Source organism: Pseudomonas synxantha, from assembly GCF_900105675.1.
Lineage (GTDB): Bacteria > Pseudomonadota > Gammaproteobacteria > Pseudomonadales > Pseudomonadaceae > Aquipseudomonas > Aquipseudomonas synxantha.
Genome location: NZ_LT629786.1, coordinates 4,233,382 through 4,254,181, shown reverse-complemented (window position 1 = coordinate 4,254,181; position 20,800 = coordinate 4,233,382). Strand labels below are relative to the sequence as shown.

Here is a 20,800-nt window from a genome sequence, read left to right as displayed (position 1 = left end):
GGCACAAGCGCCCGGTTGCAGACAAGTTATGTAATAATTCCTGCCGTTTTGCGCCGTGAAGGCCGATCTAGACGCCTGGAGCTGCCGCCGCCGAAAGCGGTTTTTACGGGGCTTATCGCCAAATTTTGCTGTTTATTAAGTGAAAAGCCCTGTCGGTAGCTTTTTATACTGCACGCCCCGCTGACCTGCCCGGTTTCCTACGGCCAGGCGGGTTTGCCCACGAGGCAGACCCGGTCCCAGCCGGTGTATCAGGCCATCCGCTGATACACCTGAGGCTCGGTGGCTAATCCAATAACAAAATGAGGTTGTACCTTTATGCCCGTCGGCAACCCACTGCCCCATGGCGAGACCGCTCAAGGCGGCCCGCTCAAACGTGAACTCGGTGAACGGCATATTCGCCTGATGGCCCTCGGCGCCTGTATCGGTGTCGGCCTGTTCCTCGGCTCGGCCAAGGCCATCGAAATGGCCGGCCCGGCGATCATGCTCTCCTACATCATTGGCGGCCTGGCGATTCTGGTGATCATGCGCGCCCTGGGCGAAATGGCGGTGCACAATCCCGTCGCCGGTTCGTTCAGCCGTTATGCCCAGGACTACCTCGGCCCGTTGGCAGGCTTTCTCACCGGCTGGAACTACTGGTTCCTGTGGCTGGTGACCTGTGTCGCGGAAATCACCGCCGTCGCCGTGTACATGGGCGTCTGGTTCCCCGACACACCGCGCTGGATCTGGGCCCTGGCGGCACTGATCAGCATGGGCACCATCAACCTGATCGCGGTCAAGGCGTTCGGTGAGTTCGAGTTCTGGTTCGCGTTGATCAAGATTGTCACCATCATTGCCATGGTGATCGGCGGCGTCGGCATCATCGCCTTTGGCTTCGGCAATGACGGCGTGGCACTGGGCATCTCCAACCTGTGGGCCCACGGCGGTTTCCTGCCCAATGGCGTGCAGGGCGTGCTGATGTCCCTGCAAATGGTGATGTTCGCCTACCTGGGCGTGGAGATGATCGGCCTCACCGCCGGTGAAGCGAAGAACCCGCAGAAGACCATCCCGAATGCCATCGGCTCGGTGTTCTGGCGCATCCTGCTGTTCTATGTGGGCGCCTTGTTCGTGATCCTGTCGATCTACCCGTGGAACGAAATCGGCACCCAGGGCAGCCCCTTTGTGATGACTTTCGAGCGCCTGGGTATCAAGACCGCCGCCGGCATCATCAACTTCGTGGTGATCACCGCCGCGCTGTCGTCCTGTAATGGTGGCATCTTCAGCACCGGGCGCATGCTCTACAGCCTGGCGCAGAACGGCCAGGCGCCGGCGACCTTCGGCACCACCTCCAGCAACGGCGTACCGCGCAAGGCCTTGCTGCTGTCGATCTTTGCCTTGCTGCTGGGGGTACTGCTCAACTACCTGGTGCCGGAAAAAGTCTTTGTCTGGGTGACCTCGATCGCCACCTTCGGCGCGATCTGGACCTGGGTGATGATCCTGCTGGCCCAGCTCAAGTTCCGCAAGGGCCTGAGCCCGGCCGAACAGAAAGCCCTGAAATACCGCATGTGGCTGTACCCGGTCAGTTCCTACCTGGCCCTGGCATTCCTGGTTTTGGTGGTGGGCCTGATGGCGTACTTCCCGGACACCCGCATTGCGCTGTACGTCGGCCCGGTGTTCCTGGTGCTGCTGACGGTGCTGTTCTACGTGTTCAGGTTGCAGCCGACCAACGCAGGCAACGGTGCGGCGCTCAAGCAGCCATGAGCTACTGAGCGCGCCTGTGCACGCAAACGTGGCGCCTTAAGGGGCGCCACATTTGCGTGTCGGTGCCCCTACCTATCTATTCCTCCCTGCGGTTATTCACTCTTTAGGCTGGCTGCTTCGACTGCCATTTTTTAAAGAGTGACCCCATGCCCGACAGTAATCCCCTGCTGCTGCCCTATGATCGGCCGCCGTTTTCAGCGATCCAGGCGCACCACCTGCTGCCCGCCATTCAGCAGATCATCACCGAGTGCCGCAGTGCCACCGCTTCGATTATTGCCAGTCAGGCAGCCTTTCCCACCTGGGATGACCTGGTGCTGGCCGTGGATGAACTGGAAGCGCGCCTGGAGGGTTTTGTGCATGTCCTTACGCTGCTTGACTCCGTCCCCCAAGGGTTGGCCTGGCAGCAGGCATCAACGCGTAGTCAAGCGATGGCAACCCAGTACAAAGCCGAGCTGGCAGGCAATAGCGACCTGTATCGGCTTCACCGACAACTGGCCGCCAGCCCGATCGCCGCGCTGTTCAGTGAGCAACGCCAAGGCGCGCTGCAAAAAAAGCTGCGCAAGTACCGCGTGGCCGGCCTTGAGCTGTCACCGGACAAGCAGCTACAGCTCAGTGCGTTGAACCAAGACATCGACGTCTTCAGCCAGGCATTCCTGGACCGCGTGAAAAACGCAAACGATGCATGGCGCAAGCACATCCTGGACGCGTCATTGTTGAGCGGATTGCCTGATTCAGCTCAGGCACGCATGGCGGCCGCGGCTACGGCGGCCGGTCTGCAAGGCTGGTTATTGACCCTGTCGGAGCAGTCCTTTCGCGAGGTGATGACATACGCCGATCATCGAGGCTTGCGTAAGGAAATCATGCTCGCTTACTACAGCCGTGCAGTGGACCGCGGCCCGGATGCGATTGCCAATGACAATGAACAGGTGCTGACAGCGCTGCTCTATAGTCGTCATCAGAAAGCGCAGCTGCTGGGTCATGCCAATTTCGCCCAACTGGCACTGGTGGAGCAGATGGCAGGCACGACGGAGCAGGTCAGCGCATTTATTCACCAACAGATCGACCTGGCACGCACAACGTTTACCCACGAGGCACAGCAACTGCAAAACTATGCCGCGCAACGCGGTATCGATGTGTTGGAGCCCTGGGACCACGATTATTTCGCGGAAAAAATCCGTCAGGATCTGGCGGGCATCTCCCAGCAAACCGTGGGCAACTACTTCCCATTTGAGTGGGTACTGCAAAGGCTATGCGCGTTCGCCAAGACTCTGTTCGGCGTCGATTTGATCGAACAGGCCACGGTCGATACCTGGCACCCGGATGTGCGGGTATTTGAGCTCAGGGAGTACGCAGAGCCGATCGGGCATTTGTTCATTGACCCTTATCGCCGCAGTGAGGCGGCGGGGTTTGGCTTCACATCCAGTCTACGAAGCCACCGAATGACGGCTGAAGGACGACCAAAACTGCCCATGGCGGTGCTGCGTACCCAGATGCCGGCCCCGACCAAGACCCATCCTTGCTTGATGGGTCATTTACAGCTGCGGGTCTTGCTACACGAGTTCGGCCACTGCCTGCAGCACCTGTTGACCTCGGCGCCTTACCGGGCAATCTCCAGTATTGAACAACTGAGCCGTGACGCGTCGGAGTTCGTCAGTCAGGTCTTGGAGCAGTTCTGCTTTACACCCTCGTTCCTGATCTGGCTCTCGAGCCATTTCCAGACGGGAGAACCTCTGCCTGACGACATGGCCACCAAAATCAGCCGGTTGATTCACACCCAGACCAGTCAGGAAACCGCCAGGGTTTTGCTCACAAGCCTGGTCGACTTCGAGTTGCACCGCACTCACGGTGACGGACGCACACCCCATGAGGTTTTCAGCCAATGCAACGCGCAAGTCGGGCATTTGCAATGGCCGGCTGGCGCTCGTCCACTCAATAGCTTTGAACAGCTTATCGACTACGGTGCCAACGCCTACTCCTACAGGTGGTCGGGTGTCCTGGCCAGGCAGGCATTTGAACGGTTCGAGCGTGACGGGCTGTTCAACCCGGAGACCGGGAAAGCCTTTCGTGAAGCGTTCATCACTCAAGGGGACACCGGCACATTGTTAAAGTCACTGGCGCTTTTTCGGGGTGAAGGCGACTCCTGCGCCGAGCACTCCAAGGCATGACGCTTCGTTGTATATATAGCGCATCGGTGCAAGCCTGAACTGCCAGAGTGATCCTCCCGGATCACTCATGGCTGTTTATCCAGCAGCCAGGCCTGCATGGAGCGCACTTGATGGCTAGCGATAACCTTCCGTATTTTTTCCGCGAAACCCAGACCGACCGTACACAATTGACCGCGCGCCAAAGCACGCGCCACTTCACGCTCCAGGACCTCGACTGGCTCGACACTGTCTATCTGGCCACTGATGCCTTGCGCCAGGCACAAAAAGCGCCGATGCATGTGCAAACCCTGCACCTGAGCGTACCCGATAAACAGCCGATTGAACTGGCGGGCGCGTTTGTCATGAGCCCCGCCCCAGGCGCAGGGGTATTTCTCTACACACCTGCTCGAGGCCTGGAAAAGCTGGAAAGCCGTGGGGCGCTCAATACCCAATTGGCAACCTGGCTGAAGGATCCGGTGCAGCGCCAGCCGTTGCTTGATTATCTGTCCATTGCCCAGCAAGCGCAGCTGGCGTCGGTGACGAGCCTGAGTATTTCCACCCAAACCGTGGCTGGGGCTGTCTTTGAAGCACAGCAAGCGACCCTTGCCAACAACCGGCTTGAAAATGCCCGCCTGTTGCGCGAGGAACTGCTCAAACTACCCAGTTTCACGTCTTTGCTGGATGAATACATCGCCGCGCAAATGGCCCAGTCCTTCGCAGGTATCGACCAGCGCCAGACGCAAGTGCAGAGCACCCACGTCGATACTTCCGGCTTCTCGGGTGGCACCGAGACGCCAGCGTCCCGACACACCACCATGCGTTCCCTGCATGAAACCGTGCTGATGTATTTCGTCGCCAATGGCTGGCCAAGAGGAGAAACCCGCCATTACTCCAACCCCCAGCGGTTGACTCAGGGCGCCGATGATCAGTTGCGCTGGGAAACCTCAGTCCAAGGGCTGGCCCAGGGGCTCAGCGCATACATGCTGCAACAGCCCAAGTTGTTCTGGCAGCAACCGGCTTCGACCGGAATGACGCGACAGCAGTTGTTTATTCAAGCGATGTTCCATGGGTTTCTCATCGCCCTGCTGGATCAACAACAGCAAGGCATCATTTCGCCTGAGCAGCGTCTGCAACTGCAGGCGCTGCCGCTCAAGGCCGACCCTGGCGCGATCACCATCGCGCCCGCCCTGGCGATCGATAAAGCCCTGCTGGAGGGGCCGCGACAGCCCTCGACCGAGCTGGCCAGCACTTTGATTATCCGCCATGACAAAAGCGGCGAGGCATCACTCTGGCTGCTCTATAGCCCTCATCTTGGCTTACAACCGTTTACCGAGCTGGACTCACTCAAAGCCCACCTTCTCGGTCACCTGGACCCCTTGCAGCATCCCACTGCCTGGAGAAACTATCTGTCCAGGCCGGAACGCTGCAGCGAAGCCGACCTGCAAACCAGCGACATCGCCCCCGCGCCCATCACCGGGGGCATTTTCCAAAGCCTCCTGGAAGGCATCATTCAAAAGCAAGGACGCAACCTTGGATATGCGCTGGACCAGTATCGTCTGAGCCAGGGCACCCTGGACCTCGACGCGGTGGTCGACCATGTGCTGGATGTGCGCGGCATGGTTGATCCAGCACTATTGACCCTCGAACCCATGGGGCGCTGGAGTACGCAGTTGGCGGCCAGCTGGACGGCGAGTGCGCTGCAACCGAGGATTCCACCAACGCTCCTGGCGATGCGCACCACGGTGCATTTGCTCGAAAATGTCGCTGCCGAAATCGAGCAGCAACGATCTTCGCGACCTTCGCTGGAACGCTCGGCCATTACTTATCTGAATACCAAACTGCACAGCCTCAAGCTTGCGCACCTGCAGGCTGCGTGCCTGTCGGTGCGGTATTACAGCCGTCCCTCGAGTGCCACCGAACAACCTCAGCTAGTGTCATCGAGCAGCATGGTCGAGCATTTCCTGGCGCGCTTATGTGGTGAAGCAGGCCCACTTACCGACTCGCCGGACACCCAGCTCTATTCAACCGCACCTGACAACGCGGCCACCAAAATCTCCGGCTTGGAGGTCAAGACCTTCAATCACCTGATCGAAACGGCCATGGGTGGTTTTACCCAGTATTTGCGTCGGACCCACAGCCTGTACCCCAACATGGAGCCGGTGCTGAGAAAAGCCATGGAGATGGGCCTGATCGCGCAAATGCAGCTCAGGCTCTGGAACAACGCTTTGTTACCGACCGACTACGAAGTGCTCTCGAGTGTGCTGGGGATCTACGCCCGGGACCTGCGCCTGAGTGTCAACGGGTTCCGTCCTGATGCGTTTTACATGAAGGTGAAGATCATTGGGCAAACGACCTCGCAGGCTCTCAATAACTGTTTCGTGTTGACCGAGCGCGGCGGGCTGGACCCGCGATATTCGGGGCGCATTCTGTTATGGACGCCTGCGTTGGGGCTGGAAGGTTTCCGTTCATTAAGCCAGTTTAAAGCCGCGGTGGATCAACGCCTGGCAGATCCGGCCGAACGTCAGGTTTTTCTGGAGAATCTGGCCCGAGCGGACTGGCAGTCCTATCCGACCTATGCACTCAGTTCCCTTGAGCTGATCGAAGACAACCTCGTTGAACATGTGCAACGAACCTATGCCGGGCAAAAAGACCTTGAACTGGCGCAAATTCTCTCGATGCAGCTGTCGGCCCAGCAGCTGCGTAAGCTGTGGCAGGTTCGAGTCACGCGAAACCTGGCGCCCACCAATGTGCGACGAGCCACGGACATGGTCCGGTCCATGATCGTGCAGCATGGCCTGCAGTGGTTGGGCCAAGCCAGTGCCGTCGATCAACAGCTCTATGCCGAACTGTTAGAGCAGTATCGAAATAATGTCAGCGACAACCGCGATTTCCTGCACGGGATTGACTCGCTGGCTCAGTTCACGCGCAACCGGCTCAGCGCATTGCTGGCGGCGTTGGATGACCGCAACAGCGTAACCCCGGATGAAATCGAAGTGGGCCTGCCGGCTCAGGGCAATACGCCTGCCCGTAACCAGTCGCTGCTGGAGTATGCACTGAGTCATCAATCATATTGGAACGATGAGGTGCCATTCTTTGCCGGTACCGGCGCAACGACGCTGCCCGCCACCCTGGACTCGCAGACACTGGGCAATCGCATCAAGGCGCTGAAGATCAACGAGGCCTATAGGACTTACATCGAGTTACGCCTGGGCGCCGCCAGTCCGGACTTCGTGCAACGCTCTACGCGGTTCGCCAAGCAATTGCCTTGGCAACTGATGCAATACGCTCACAGCCTGACATTGCAAGGCCAGCTGTCACCAACGACCTTCGGGCTTATCCAGCAGATCATGGATATGCCGGATGCGACTGCCCGAGCGAACGTAGTGGATGCCAGTGCCAGCATCTGTGCGCTGCAAGTGCTGATCGATGCCGGGAAGAACATCCTCAAGGTGCCTGGGGTGTACTTGATCAGTCGTGCCGGTGCTGACAAGACGCCTCTAGTTCTCTATGCGCCTTATAGCCCTGGCCACACCCTCAAGGAATATCCGGATGAGGCCGGGCTCGTTGCTGAACTGACATCGCCAGGCGCCTTGAAGAGTTGGGTGTTGCAGGTGGTCCCGGCAGTCGACCAGGCCACGCTGACAGACGCCCTCCAAGGCACAGGGGTAAAACTGGCTTACAACGCCATCAACGTGCCGCTGTTCAAACAGCTGTACTTCGATAATACCGAGCTGCTGACGCGCTTGCTGGGTTGCCAGAAAAAAGCCAATGCGCAGGCCTCCTGGGAGACGGTCAAGGCCGTGTTTTCAGCGGGTGTACAGGCTGCCAGCGCGTTCATTCCGGGTAAGTTGGCTTACCCCCTGATCGTCTGGCAGAGCTTCAAGCTGTTCAAAGACAGTGCCGATGACCTGCAAAGCCAAAACTGGCATGAGGCACTTGGGCATTTCATCGCAGGCGTTGCCCTGATGGCCAGCCTGCGCCGCTCCAGGCCCGCCGTGCCAGAAAGCGACAGCTCCCCGGCGTCTCCTGACTCTGCAACGGCTGTGGTGTCCTGGCCCGCACTGGATATAACCGCGGCGCAACGCACCCGGCTACAACGTTTCGAAGTCCTTGAGCCAACCTTGGCCAGCCTGGTTAAAGACACCGCCCTCAACCTTTACCGGTCCGCTTCCAATCACTACTACGCAGCCGTGGCAGGCAAAGTCTTCCGGGTTATCAAGCTCGGCCTGGGTTGGCACATTACCGGCGATGCAGAAATTGGCCCCTTGGTGCATAGCAACACGCGACAACAGTGGATGCTCAGTAGCAGTGACCCATTGCTGACCGGCCGCAGAGCGGTTGCACGATTGACCAATCGCTTCTACTCGGAGCCCTTTGCACGGCCCAATATGAATATATTGGCCATTGGCATGCGCGATATCCGCGCGCTTTACGCGCAAGAATCATTGATGATCACCGAGGCACTGGCAATGGCGACGTTCTATGCCAGGAACGCCCAGGAGAACGTACGCCTGCTCCTGCAAACACCCCATGCCGAGACTGAACTGGCCAAACAGATCAAACTGTTTTTTGGCTTGCAGGTTCTCGAGGTCCAGCAACTTGAAAAAATCCAGGAGGTCGTCGACAAGGTGTGCAACGCGTTACTGGAGCCCTCATTGACCTCGCCGAACTCAACACGATTTGTCATCGGCCGCTCACGAATGCCGGCGCTCACGGGCACTTATAAAGTGATGGCCTTCACGATCGTCCCTGACCCTCTTCAATTGCTGTACCTGACCGAGTCTTTTTTTAACCCAGGCTTGAAATACAGTCGTCTGTTGATCAAACCGTTTTATGTCAACGTTCATGCGCGTGCGACGACGCTCATTCACGAAATCTCTCATCACGAATGTGAGACCTTGGACTTGGCCTACGTGCATTCCACCCATCCCTTCCATGACTTGATTGACCCTCAGACCCATGACGGCATCAGCACTAAACGGGTGCTCGAAAACCGCCAGCTTTCGCGACTGTCGCTCAATACCCCGACCCCTGAATTGTTCCAGGTTGTGGACATCGCCACCGGTCTCAAAGCAGATCCAGCCCAGGGCACGTCAACGGCGCCTGTTCTCAACCGGCTGCTCGCCGCCACGGGCACGCAAACCCTCAGCGATGCCCGGCGAGCTTTCCGCAGTGATCCGTTGAAACGCATCATTGTAGTGCTCAACAACGCCGACTCCGTCGCCTACTTGATTACACTCTTGGGACGTCGAAAAGCCATGCCTATAAGTCCAACCAGCGATGCTCGTTGATGCGCAAACCTCATTGACATCACGTCGAGTGAAGTCGGGGGCTGCAGGTTATCCGACAGTCCGTTGAGCAGTAGATGGGTAGCCAAGTGCTGTTCCTTTCACCGTAAGGTGGAAGGCAGAAGGAAGCACTTGGTGGGTGCCGGCGGTTACCTATTTTGCGTCGTTTCGCGCGGCGCCTGATTGAGGCGTTTGTTGAACTCCAGCCAGACTGCGAGGGCCGACATCAGCACCACGCCGACCAGGGCGGTGAGCAACTGCATGGCCATGGCGTCACCCGCCAGGGCATTGAGCATATCTGCCAGCGGCGCCAGCACCACACCCAGGCAAAATACCTCGAGTGAATAGCGGCCCATCTGGCAGACGCGCTCGGCCAGCGGGTTTTGCGTCCAGCCCCGTTCGGGCAGCAGCTTAGCGGTGACATAGGCCAGGGCAAGGAAATGCACAAGGCGCACCGGCGACAGGTCGGTCTTGCTGATGGGGTACAGCAGGTTGCTGAGCGCGGCCGGCATCACTGCGTCATGGACTTCAGGCCAGAGCCACGACAGCGTGATCACGCCAGCCACCAGCACGTACAGCGCCGCTGCGACAAACAGCGGCTGACGCTGCAAGGGGCGCTTCTCTGGCTCTCGGGTGCGCTGGCTGTAGATCGCCGCGGCGCCTCCCAGCACAAACAGCAATTGCCAGGTGACGGGATTGAAATACCACACGCCATCGGCGATCGCCCGCAGGTTCCAGCCCATCCACGGTGCCAGCAGGTACACCACCAGCGAAACGCCCACCACCGCCCAGGTAGCGCGCACCATCAGTGGCAGCACCACGGACAAACCGGCAAGCAAGACGATGTACAGCGGCAACGGGTCCATCAGGTTGGGCTTGAAGCGCAGCAGCAGCTCATCGGTCAGCGCTTGCTGCGGGTGGGTGACGAAGTGCGTCAGGCCCATCTCCGCCACCAGGTCACGGGTTTCCACATGGCTGTTGGCGAAGAACACAATGCCCATCAACAGTGCCAGCAGGAAGATATGCACCACGTACAGCACCCAGGTGCGCCGCAGGATCTTCAGGCAGGCCATCCAGTAGCCCTCGCGCTGCAGGACTTTGCCGTAGGCCAGTACCGAGGCGAAGCCGGCGAGAAATACGAAGACTTCCGCCGCGTCGCTGAAGCCGAAGTTACGCAAGGTGATCAAGCCGAGCGGGTTGTGGGGCACGTGATCCCAGAAAATGAAGATCAACGCCAGGCCCCGAAAAAAATCGATGCGCGGGTCGCGTCCGTTCAGCATGGCAGCGGGCTCTTGAACAAGTTGTTGAATGACGATAGGTGAGTGCGCGGGTTGTCGTACGCCGCACATCGGGCGGGCGCAGGTTGGCGGTATTTGTAAGCAAATGCAAAGGGTGGATATTACTGGATGTCTCTAGACATCAATGATGACCAGCGTGCCTTCGCTACCGGGCAGCACGGCATGAGCAGTACCCGCTTCGACAAGGTACATCTGGCCGGCACCCACTCGGATCTTCTTGTCGGCGATGCTCAAGCGCAACAGGCCGCTGACTACCAGCAGTCCTTCGTTGTAATCATGGGTTTCTTCTTCATACGCCTGCCCATCCATGCGTAACACCTTGATCCGCGCTGAGCCGACCTGGCCCAGGCCGGTGGATTTCCAGCTTTCAGGCAATTGCTCGGCGATGGCGACGAAGTCCAATAACGGCATGTGAGTCTCCTTGTTTTCAACGATGCCGTCGGTGGTCCGGTTCAGCGGGTAAATGGGTATTTTCAGAAAGCGTCCATCAACAAGAACCTGCACGGCTCGGCCTGATAGGCGTTGATCTGCGGCACCAACCGTTTGAAGTGCTCGGTCTGGAAGTGCGCATCCAGCGCCGCCTGATCGGGCCATTGTTCGATAAAAATAAAGTGTCCCGGGTCTTTCTGGTCAACGAACAGATCGTAGGCGATGCACAGCGGTTCCTGGCGGGTTTTTTCCACCAGTTCTGCGTACCACGGGCGCACAGTCTCCAGGTGTTCAGGCCGGATGAAATCCTCGGCGATGACTTTCAACATGGCGGGCGTCCTCAGGCAGCGGCGACTTCATGGGGTTCAAAACTATCCGCTCGTGCCATTTGCCACATGCGTGAATAGAACTCACCGTTCACTTCGCCGGTGAGCAATTCACCGGGTTTCAAGAACACATGCAACTGCGAGAACAGCTTGATCTCGGTCGCCGACATGCGCCGCACCAGGTGCTTGGCCGACAACTGCGAGGGATGATCCAGGCCGGCAGCGGCGAGCATTTCCGCCAAGGCGTGCAGGGTGTTGCGGTGGAAGTTGAACACGCGCTGGGCTTTGTCTGGCACCACCAGGGCGCGTTGGCGCAGTGGGTCCTGGGTGGCGACGCCGGTCGGACATTTGTTGGTGTGGCAGCTTTGCGACTGGATGCAGCCGATGGCGAACATGAAGCCGCGCGCCGAGTTGGCCCAGTCGGCGCCGATGGCCAGGACGCTGGCGATATCGAAGGCGCTGACGATCTTGCCGCTGGCGCCAAGCTTGATCTTGTCGCGCAGGTTCAGCCCCACCAGGGTGTTGTGCACAAACAGCAGGCCCTCACGCAGCGGCACGCCGATATGGTCGGTGAACTCCACCGGCGCGGCGCCGGTCCCGCCTTCCTTGCCATCGACCACGATAAAGTCCGGGAGGATGCCTGTTTCGAGCATGGCCTTGGCGATGCCCATGAATTCCCAGGGGTGGCCCAGGCAAAACTTGAAGCCTACCGGCTTGCCGCCGGACAGTTCACGCAACTGGGCGATGAACTGCATCAGCTCGATTGGCGTGGAAAACGCACTGTGCCGCGATGGCGAGATGCAGTCTTCGCCCATCATGATGCCGCGGGTATCAGCGATTTCCTGGGTGACCTTGTGCTTGGGCAGAATCCCGCCATGGCCGGGCTTCGCGCCCTGGCTCATCTTGATTTCAATCATGCGCACTTGCGGGTTCTGCGCCTGCACGGCGAAGCGTTCCGGGTCAAAACGACCGTCGCTGGTGCGGCAGCCGAAGTACCCGCTGCCCAGTTCCCAGGTCAGGTCGCCGCCGTTTTCGCGATGGTAGGGGCTGATGCTGCCTTCACCGGTGTCATGGGCAAAATTGCCGAGCTTGGCGCCCTGGTTGAGGGCGCGAATCGCGTTGGCACTCAACGAGCCAAAGCTCATCGCCGAGATATTGAACACCGACGCCGAGTACGGCTGCGTGCACTGTGGGCCGCCGACCATCACGCGAAAGGCACTGGGGTCACTCAACGGCGCCGGGCGCATGGAGTGGCCGATAAATTCGAAGCCCGACTGGTACACGTCAATCAAGGTGCCGAAGGGCTTGTCCGCCGTTTCGTTCTTGGCACGCGAGTACACCAGTGAACGCTGTGCCCGGGAGAAGGGCAGGGCGTCGCTGTCGGACTCCAGCAGGTACTGGCGGATTTCCGGGCGGATACCTTCCACCAGGTAACGGATATTGCCCAGGATCGGGTAGTTGCGGCGCACCGCGTGGGGGCTTTGCAGCAGGTCGAAAATACCGATCAGGCTGAGGATGCCGGTGACCAGGGTGATGGGCCACAGCCATTCATGTTCGATAAAAGGGAGGCTGGCGAGGGTGAAAATGACGCACACGGCAAAGAAGGCGTAACGGCTTAACAAAGACAGACTCATACGGTTTTCCTTGGTTTCAACTCTGAAGGTCGATTACCCATTCTGCGCCTGTCGATAAAGCACGGACAAGGTTGATCTTCCCGTCGCGTATTTGTGCGTGCGAATCTTTGTACAGTAAAAAATATCTATCAACGTCATAGAGGAACCGATGACTGCAGCGTTACCACTCTTTAGGCACCTGGTTCGGCATCTGGGTGTGACCAGATCGCGCTGGTAGGCCAAGGACGCATTTTTCAAGACGGAGTTTATAACGACTAGAACAAGTGATTTTTGTATGACTACATTGAGCAATGTTGGTGCTAGTGGAAGTATCTTTAACGCTTCAGATTACTTAGCCGATGATCATGAGGAAATGGCTGCTGCGCATATCGCCCAAGAGCGCAAACTGATGGAAGGTATCGAGAAGCCCGAACAGGATGTGCGGCGAAAACCGAATTTCGCCACGGGCCGCCCTTCGGGTGATAACCGTTCCGCGGAACAGATCATCGCCGACAATCCGATCCTCAAGAACCTTGGTCATCAGAAAGATATCAATCGTGAATGGGCCTACCGACGTTTGGGGGACTGGACGATTAACAACAAAGACCCGGAGGCACGAGCCGATGCCGCATTCAACGCCGCGCGGGTGCTCAACTACATTGATACATCCTTATCGGCTAACGGTGAACATCGTGGCAAAGCTCACGATAATGGCGAACTCGAAGGTATCACCAGCAGCGGCGATGCCAGGCGTGGTACGCCGGCAGGCATGTGGAAGGACTTTACGGAGCAGGGTTATACCGCACTGCGCGATGACCACCGCCTGGATTCGACCAAAGACAACTATGTCAAGAAGGACGGTACGGTCAAAAGTGACCTGCAGTGGTTCGCGGGTGAAGTTGGAAAGAAAACCTGGTTCATCCCGGGTCTCAGCAATGTTTTCAATGGGATCAGCAACTCGGAACCGGGGATAGACGGGGCTATCGAGGGGGCCAAGGCCGGTTTTGACAAAACCCGAGCTGATGGTTTCGATAAGGCCCTTGCCAGCGCTGTGAGTGGTGACTTCAAGGGCATCGCCCAAGGCTATGCCGATACGGTGCGCAACAACGAGTCCACGCCGCAGGTGGTCAAGTCAGCATTGGATGCTGTGCGCAGTTAAGGCCGTCGGGTCAAGCGGCTGGGGGCTCCCATGAAATCGGCTTGGACCCCGGCGTTTGACGGGCAGAAACGGGCCTGCGGGTTTCGTGGGTCACAGGTTCCAGGGAGCCCTTAGAGCTTTGCGGTCTACCATTATTGCAATAGGTTCTCGTTTGGGTGTGTTTTCTTGTGTTACTGTATAACACTCAAATTACACCCAGACGCCCCGGAGGCCTTATGAAAGCTGGTATCCACCCTGACTATCGCACCGTGCTGTTCCACGACACTGCCGCCGATGTGTTCTTCCTGATCGGCTCCACCGCCGACAGCGACCGCACCCACAAACACAGCGATGGCAACACCTATCCCTACATCCCGTTGGACGTGTCCAGCGCGTCGCACCCGATTTACACCGGCCAGCAGCGCAAGACCCAGGCCGAAGGCCGGATTGCCGGGTTCAACAAGCGCTTTGCATCCTTTGGTTCGAGTCCAAAAAAGGCTGACGCTTGAGCATGATTCGGCGGCGTGCCCTACGCCGCCGTCTGCCGAATCGGCAGTACCACCCGAAAGGTCGTGCCCTTGCCCAGTTCACTGCTGACGCAAATATCGCCGCGGTGTTTCTTGACGATGCCATAGGACAGTGACAGCCCCAACCCCGTACCTTCGCCCACCGGCTTGGTGGTGAAAAACGGGTCGAAGATCTTCTGCACGGTTTCAGGCGCAATCCCACAGCCGTTGTCGGCCACTTCCAGCCAGACGTTCTCGCCTTCCACGCCGTTGCTGATGGTAATGGTGCCACGCTCCGGGCCCATGGCTTGGGCTGCGTTGATCACCAGGTTCATCACTACCTGATTGAGCTGCGAGACCAGGCATTCGATGTCTGGCAAGGGCGCATAGTGCTTGATCACGTCGGCCTTGTACTTGAGTTCGCTGGCGACAATATTCAATGTTGAATCGATGCCGTGCTGCAAGTTGGCGAACTGCCAGGTCTGGTCGTTATCCACTCGTGAGAAATTCTTCAGGTCCTTGACGATCTGTACCACGCGGCCAATGCCCTCCTTGGATTCGCGTATCAGGATCGGAATGTCCTCCCTGAGAAAGTCCAACTCCAGCGTCGTGCGCAGTGCCAGGAGTTGATCGCGCTGGTCCTGCGCCGTAATGAACGCTTCGCTGTGCTGGTAGGCCTCGAGCATCTGCTGCAGTCGATTGAAGTAACTGTCGAGGGTACTGAGGTTGGAGGAAATGAAGCCTACCGGGTTGTTGATCTCATGGGCGACTCCGGCTGCGAGTTGCCCCAATGAGGCGAGTTTCTCCGATTGCACCAGTTGGCTTTCCAACAGCTTGCGCTCGTCGATTTCCAGTTGCAGCGCCTGGGTGCGCTGTGCCACCAGTTGCTCCAGCTGCTCGGTTTGCAGGGAGGCACGGCGGGCCATGTCCCATTTGTTGGCCAGGGTGTTGGCCATTTGCTGGACTTCAATGTTGTCGAAGGGTTTTTTCAGGATCAGCAAGCGCTCGTGGGCATGCAGGCGAAACAGCAGGTCTTCCCAGGAGTAATCGGAGTACGCGGTACACACCACCACTTGCAGGTCGGGGGCGACTTTCCACAATTCTTCAATCGTGCGGGCACCGTCCCAGCCCTGGGGCATGCGCATGTCGACAAAGGCCAAGGCATAGGGGCGTTTTTCGGCCATGGCGGTGGTCAGCAAGCCCAGGCCTTCTTCGCCGCCATAGGCCGAATGCAGCTCGAACGCCTGGGCCTGAGGTTTGGCGGTTTCACCAAACAGGGCTGACTCCATAGCGTCCAACGCTTGGTTGGATTCCACCGCCGGCATCAGGATCTTGCGAAAATCGTCATGGATGGACGGCGTGTCATCAATCAGCAGGACGCGCCGGTTGGGCGGTTTGTTCATGGGGTTGTTCCGGCGTGAGTGAGAGGGATGGTCAAGGTAAACACAGCACCACGGCCCGGCCCGTCGCTGTGGGCGCTGAGCTGGCCATTCATTTCCACGGCCGCCAGGGCGCAGCTGTGCAGGCCGAAGCCATGGCCTTCCTTGCGCGTGGTAAAGCCGTGGGTGAAGATCCGGATCATGTTTTCGGGCGGTATCCCTTCGCCGTCATCCTTCACGCTGATCTTCAAGGTGTCGTCAGCCCCCGGCAGCACCGTCAGGGTCATCTGGCGTGGCCGGTCGCTGAGGCCGGTCATGGCGTACTTGGCGTTGCTGATCAGGTTGACCATGATCAGCAGCAGCCGGTGCTTGTCGCCGAGAATCTGCGGCACCTGCGCGTACTCCTTGACCACGGTGACGTGATGACGGCTCAGGGCGCCGGCGTTCATGCGCAAGGCGTCGTCCATCAGGGCACCGATGTCGACGGGTTCGAGCAATGATGAAGCCCCCGCATAGGACTGTTGGGTCGAGACGATGTCCTTGATGTGGTCGACGCTCTTGCTCAATTGCGTCAGCTCGTCGGCCATGCCTTGCTGTTCAAGTGCAATCGCGTCCACCAGTTGGTTCAAATAGCCCGGCAGCAATTTGCCTTTGGCATCCTCTGTAAGGAAGGTAGCCAGGTCGTCGGGGTGCTCGTTGAGCAATTGCATGGCCTTGCCCAGGCCCTGTGCCTTGCTATTGCGCAATGTGCGCGTGACCAGGTCGGCGGAGATATTCACGCTGTTGAGCACGTTGCCGACATTGTGCAGCACGTTGGTGGCGATCTCGGCCATGCCGGCCTGGCGGGCGCTGTCCATCAGTTCGCTCTGGGCATCCTTGAGCTGTTGGGTGCGGCGTTCCACCCGTTGCTCCAGGGTTTCGTTGGCCGCCTGCAAGGCACGATTGACCCGGTTGATCTCGGCGAAACTGCGCAGCAGGCGCATCGCCAGGTAGAGCAGCAACACCACCAGCAAGGTCGAGAATACCAACAGGTAGCGATGGTATTGATGATCAACCAGATCGGCCGTTTGCTGGTCCTGGTTGAGGTGGGTGGTCAGCTCGTCCAGGCGTTCGGCTACCGGGACCGCGGCAATCCGCTCAAGCAGGCTGTTGACCAGCGGCTGCTCGCGCAGGATCAGCGAGATGTGATTGCTGAGGATCTCCACCGGCGCCTGGAAGTCGCTGGGCAGGCTCTCCTTGTTGATCGCCAGCTTGCCCAGGCCTACCAGGATATCGGCAGCGCGCTCGTCGCTGGTAACCTGGGCAAACTCCAGGCTGCTGAGCAGCAGGTCGTAGGTGTCGGTGGCCACGCCTTGCAGGCGCAGCCGGCCTTCATCGTCAATTTCATTGAATTGGGCCTGGATATCGTCTTCGGCCGTCGGCAGAAAGGCCAGGGAGTTGCGCAATACCGCGTTGTGGGATTTGAACTGGTCCACCAATCGCGCTTTTTCCTGGATGGCGGCCTGATAGGCTTCCTGGCTGCTGCGCCAACGCGGCAGGTCGACCGGATTGTGATAGGTGTCGCGGCTCTGCAGGTCAGCCCATAGACGCGTCATTTCCGCCAGCGGCGTGACCAGAGGATCGTAGTTGTGGGTAATCGCAATTCGCGCCTTGAGCACTTCGCTGTCCCACTGGGCATTGAGCTGCTGGAGCTGGCGGATCAGGTCCCGTGACTGGGTATAACTGGCCGTCTGGTCGCGGGAGGACTTGAGGTACAGAAACACCAGCGTCGAAACCAGCAGCAGGGTTATCAAGCCCAAGAGCATCTGGCTGATGCGGCGTCGTGACACGCGTGACGAGCGGCTCATAGTGGCTTGCCCGCCCATTCGCCGGTCAAGGTCTTGAGGAACTGGATGATCAGGTCCTTGTCTTCCTGGCTCGGCGTGCGTCCCAGCTGGTATTTGAACATCACGTCGACGGCCTCCTCCAGGGTCTTGGCCGAGGCGTCGTGGAAGTACGGCGCGGTGACCGCCACATTGCGCAGGCTGGGTACCTTGAACACATGCCGGTCTTCTTCATCCTGGGTCACCAGATAGCGGCCCAGGTCCGATTCCAGCGGGTTGCCGCGGGCCTTGAAATAGTCGCCCATCACGCCGAATTTCTGGAACATGTTGCCGCCGATATTCACCCCCTGGTGGCAGGCGATGCACCCGTAGTCCTTGAAGCGCTGGTAGCCGTACTTTTCCTGGATCGTCAAAATCTCGGTATTACCCAGCAGGTACTGGTCAAACCGCGAGTTGGGGGTCAGCAGCGTACGCTCATAGGTGGCCAGGGCGTCTTGCACATTGGCTGCGGTGACGCCGTCGGCGTACGCCTGCTTGAACGCGTTCTGGTAGACGGGCAGGGAGGACAGGTTCTGCACCACGGTTTTCCAGTCACTGCCCATTTCCACCGGACTGATTACTACGTGTTCGACCTGCGCTTGCAGGGTATTGACCCGTCCATCCCAGAACTGCTTGAAATTAAGGCTGGCGTTGAACACGGTGGGCGTGTTGAGGGACACCGGCTTGCCGTCAAAGCCCAGGGAGAAGGCTTTGTCATCGGCACCACTGGTTTCCAGGTGGTGACAGCTGGCGCAGGACAGCGTGTTGTTGACCGACAGCCGTGGCTCATTGAACAGTTGGCGGCCCAGTTCGACTTTGGCCGGGTCAAGTACCGCAATGGCCGGCAGGGGCTTGAGCGCTTCGTCCAGCGGTGCGGCCATCAACGGCACCGCTAGGCCCGCCCCCAGCACCCACATCAGGCCGAGGCGGTAAATCGAGACATTGCTCAAGCAGGCACTCCTTGCAAGCATTGGGTTATTGATCGGGCATCAGTGTTGCGCCACCCGCTTGCAGCAACTGGGCGAAGTCCTCGGCCGGCAATGCCTTGCTGAAGAGAAAACCCTGGCCTTCCTCGCACTGCTGGGCTTGCAGGAATTTCAACTGTTCAACGGTTTCCACGCCTTCGGCGATGATGTTCAGCTCCAGGCTCTTGCCCATGCCGATGATAGCGCTGATCAGCTGTGCGTCCTGGCTATTTACACTCAGGCCGCGCACGAAGGACTGGTCGATTTTCAGCACGTCGATGGGAAAGCGCCGCAGGTAGCTGAGGCTGGAGTAGCCGGTGCCGAAATCATCCAGGGCCAGGCGTACGCCCATGGCCTTGATCCGGTGCAACCTATCCACAGTGGCGTCGACGTTTTGCATCAGTACGCTTTCGGTGATCTCCAGTTCCAGCAGGGTAGGTGGCAGGCCGGTGTGCTGGAGGATGGCGGCCAGGTTGTCAACAAAGTCGCGCTGGCGGAAGTCGATGGCCGAGATATTCACCGAGATCGGCAAGGGCGGCAGGCCCATGGCCCGCCATGCCTGGGCTTGTTCGCAAGCCTGGCGCAACACCCATTGGGTCAGGCGCACGATCAGCCCACTGTCTTCGGCAACCGGAATGAAGTCCGCCGGGCTGATCCAGCCTGCACGCGGCTGGAACCAGCGGGCCAGCGCTTCGGCACCGACGATGCGCCCGGTTTTCAGCGCCAGCTTGGGTTGGTAGTGCAGGGTGAATTCATCCCGCTCCAGGGCCTGGCGCAGCGCGCTTTCCAGGTGTTGCTGGTGCTGGGCGCGCCGGTTCATGTCTTCGGTGTAGAAACTGAAGTCGTTCGGGCCACGCTCCTTGCTGGTGTGCATGGCAGTTTCCGCATGCTTGATCAACGCCACCGCATGGGCGCTGTCATTGGGGCAAATACTGATCCCCAGGCTGGCGGTGATGCTCAGGTCATGCCCCGCCACGTGGCGAGTCACGCTGACCGCCTTGAGCACCTTCTGCGCAATATGCTGGGTTTGCTGGGGATGCTGGATGTCGTTGAGCAGGATCACGAACTCATCGGAGCCATAGCGAAACACCGAGTCGGAGGCCCGCACCGTCGTCGCCAGGCTTTGGCTGACCTGCTGCAGCAGTTCGTCGCCCACCGGGTAACCCAGGGCGTTGTTGATGCGCTTGAAGCGGTCGAGCCCGAGGAACATCACCGCCAGTTGTGTGTCGTGCCGCCGGCCCAAGGCGATCGCCTGGGTCAGCCGGTCACCCAGCAATGTGCTGTTGGGCAGGGCTGTGAGCGCGTCGTATTGCAACAAATGCGAGACCTTGAGCAACTCCTGCACACGTTCCTCGATGGTGCGTTCCAGGCCGATCACCTTGAGGGCTACATCCTGGGCCAGCTGCCATTTCCAGGTCAGGGCGCTGGCCATCTGGCGGATTTCCAGGGGGTCGAAGGGCTTTTTCAGGATCAGCAACTGGTCGTCGTATTTCAACCGCGCTTCGATGGCTTCGAAGGAATAGTCCGAATAGGCGGTGCACAAGGCGATTTGCAGGTTGGGGTCGGCCTTCCACAGCTGTTCGATGGTTTGCAGGCCATCCCAGCCAGGGGGCATGCGCATATCGATAAATACCATGGCGTAGGGGGCATTGGCGGCCAGGGCTGTGTTCACCAGCGCCAGTGCTTCCTCGCCCTGGTAGGCGGAATCAAGCTCGAAGCCCAGGCGCACCGGCGCAGTTGTGCCAAAGAGGGTGGACTCCAGGCTGTCGAGGGTTTGCTCACCCTGTTGATCGGCACACAGGATCTTGCGAAAGTCCTGGTGGATCGAGGCGGTGTCATCCACGATCAGAATGCGGCGGTTGGCCCGCGCAGCCTTGGCGTTCATGATGTGCTCGGTAGTGGCAAACGGCTTGATAGCATAACGCTTCCTTCCCTGGTCCTCGCTCGAGCGGGGCGCGAACTGACTATGACAGCATAGTCGAGCTCCCTTGATATCGACGGCCAGTTGGCGTCAAATCAACAGCGATTGCTGTATGAGGCCCGTCAGCGACGGAGCACGGCACGATACAACGGCTCAATGTAGCCCAACTTGGTTTTATTAAAGGCAGAGTTACC

13 protein-coding genes are annotated in these 20,800 nt (G+C 59.0%); 5 read left to right on the top strand and 8 right to left on the bottom strand.

Annotated features, from left to right (window positions below):
• Positions 1-315 precede the first annotated feature (315 nt).
• From BLU48_RS19805 to BLU48_RS19795, 3 genes are all read left to right on the top strand, one after another.
• A complete protein-coding gene (locus tag BLU48_RS19805) occupies positions 316-1,737 on the top strand; it encodes an amino acid permease (protein WP_057021430.1) in 1,422 nt (473 codons plus the stop codon).
• 146 nt (positions 1,738-1,883) lie between these two features.
• Positions 1,884-3,902, top strand: a complete 2,019-nt coding sequence (locus tag BLU48_RS19800) for a M3 family metallopeptidase (RefSeq protein ID WP_057021429.1) — start codon at positions 1,884-1,886, stop codon at positions 3,900-3,902.
• 110 nt (positions 3,903-4,012) lie between these two features.
• Positions 4,013-9,172 carry a dermonecrotic toxin domain-containing protein gene (locus BLU48_RS19795; RefSeq protein ID WP_057021428.1) on the top strand — a complete coding sequence of 1,720 codons (5,160 nt, stop codon included), beginning with the start codon at positions 4,013-4,015 and terminating at the stop codon, positions 9,170-9,172.
• A 146-nt stretch (positions 9,173-9,318) separates the two neighbouring features.
• On the opposite strand, the gene BLU48_RS19790 is transcribed toward BLU48_RS19795, so the two are convergent.
• The 4 genes from BLU48_RS19790 to BLU48_RS19775 all read right to left on the bottom strand — a co-directional run bounded on the left by BLU48_RS19790 (position 9,319) and on the right by BLU48_RS19775 (position 12,856).
• Positions 9,319-10,449: an OpgC family protein gene (locus BLU48_RS19790; RefSeq protein ID WP_057021427.1), complete on the bottom strand. Its 1,131-nt coding sequence runs from the start codon at positions 10,447-10,449 to the stop codon at positions 9,319-9,321.
• Between the two features lie 132 nt (positions 10,450-10,581).
• Positions 10,582-10,878, bottom strand: coding sequence for a cupin domain-containing protein (locus tag BLU48_RS19785; RefSeq protein WP_057021426.1), 297 nt, complete (start codon positions 10,876-10,878; stop codon positions 10,582-10,584).
• A 62-nt stretch (positions 10,879-10,940) separates the two neighbouring features.
• Positions 10,941-11,225, bottom strand: a complete 285-nt coding sequence (locus BLU48_RS19780) for a putative quinol monooxygenase (RefSeq protein ID WP_057021425.1) — start codon at positions 11,223-11,225, stop codon at positions 10,941-10,943.
• A gap of 11 nt (positions 11,226-11,236) precedes the next feature.
• Positions 11,237-12,856: an FMN-binding glutamate synthase family protein gene (locus tag BLU48_RS19775; RefSeq protein ID WP_043050135.1), complete on the bottom strand. Its 1,620-nt coding sequence runs from the start codon at positions 12,854-12,856 to the stop codon at positions 11,237-11,239.
• A 274-nt stretch (positions 12,857-13,130) separates the two neighbouring features.
• Between BLU48_RS19775 and BLU48_RS19770 the strand changes: the two genes are divergently transcribed.
• The gene (locus BLU48_RS19770; protein WP_231988979.1) at positions 13,131-13,994 is read left to right on the top strand and encodes a hypothetical protein; all 864 of its coding nucleotides are present in this window, start codon (positions 13,131-13,133) and stop codon (positions 13,992-13,994) included.
• 215 nt (positions 13,995-14,209) lie between these two features.
• On the top strand, positions 14,210-14,482 hold the full coding sequence (locus BLU48_RS19765) for a type B 50S ribosomal protein L31 (protein WP_016970719.1): 273 nt from the start codon (positions 14,210-14,212) through the stop codon (positions 14,480-14,482).
• A gap of 20 nt (positions 14,483-14,502) precedes the next feature.
• On the opposite strand, the gene BLU48_RS19760 is transcribed toward BLU48_RS19765, so the two are convergent.
• The 4 genes from BLU48_RS19760 to BLU48_RS19745 are packed head-to-tail and all read right to left on the bottom strand — an operon-like array spanning position 14,503 to position 20,570.
• Positions 14,503-15,882 (bottom strand): ATP-binding protein, encoded by a 1,380-nt coding sequence (locus tag BLU48_RS19760; protein WP_057021423.1) that lies wholly within the window; start codon positions 15,880-15,882, stop codon positions 14,503-14,505.
• The gene (locus BLU48_RS19755) at positions 15,879-17,705 is read right to left on the bottom strand and encodes a DAHL domain-containing protein (RefSeq protein ID WP_231988978.1); all 1,827 of its coding nucleotides are present in this window, start codon (positions 17,703-17,705) and stop codon (positions 15,879-15,881) included. The genes BLU48_RS19760 and BLU48_RS19755 overlap by 4 nt, the downstream gene beginning before the upstream one ends.
• Positions 17,702-18,670, bottom strand: coding sequence for a cytochrome-c peroxidase (locus BLU48_RS19750; protein ID WP_057021421.1), 969 nt, complete (start codon positions 18,668-18,670; stop codon positions 17,702-17,704). Before BLU48_RS19750 ends, BLU48_RS19755 begins: the two co-directional genes overlap by 4 nt.
• Before the next feature lie 25 nt (positions 18,671-18,695).
• A complete protein-coding gene (locus BLU48_RS19745) occupies positions 18,696-20,570 on the bottom strand; it encodes a putative bifunctional diguanylate cyclase/phosphodiesterase (protein WP_057021420.1) in 1,875 nt (624 codons plus the stop codon).
• Positions 20,571-20,800 lie beyond the last annotated feature (230 nt).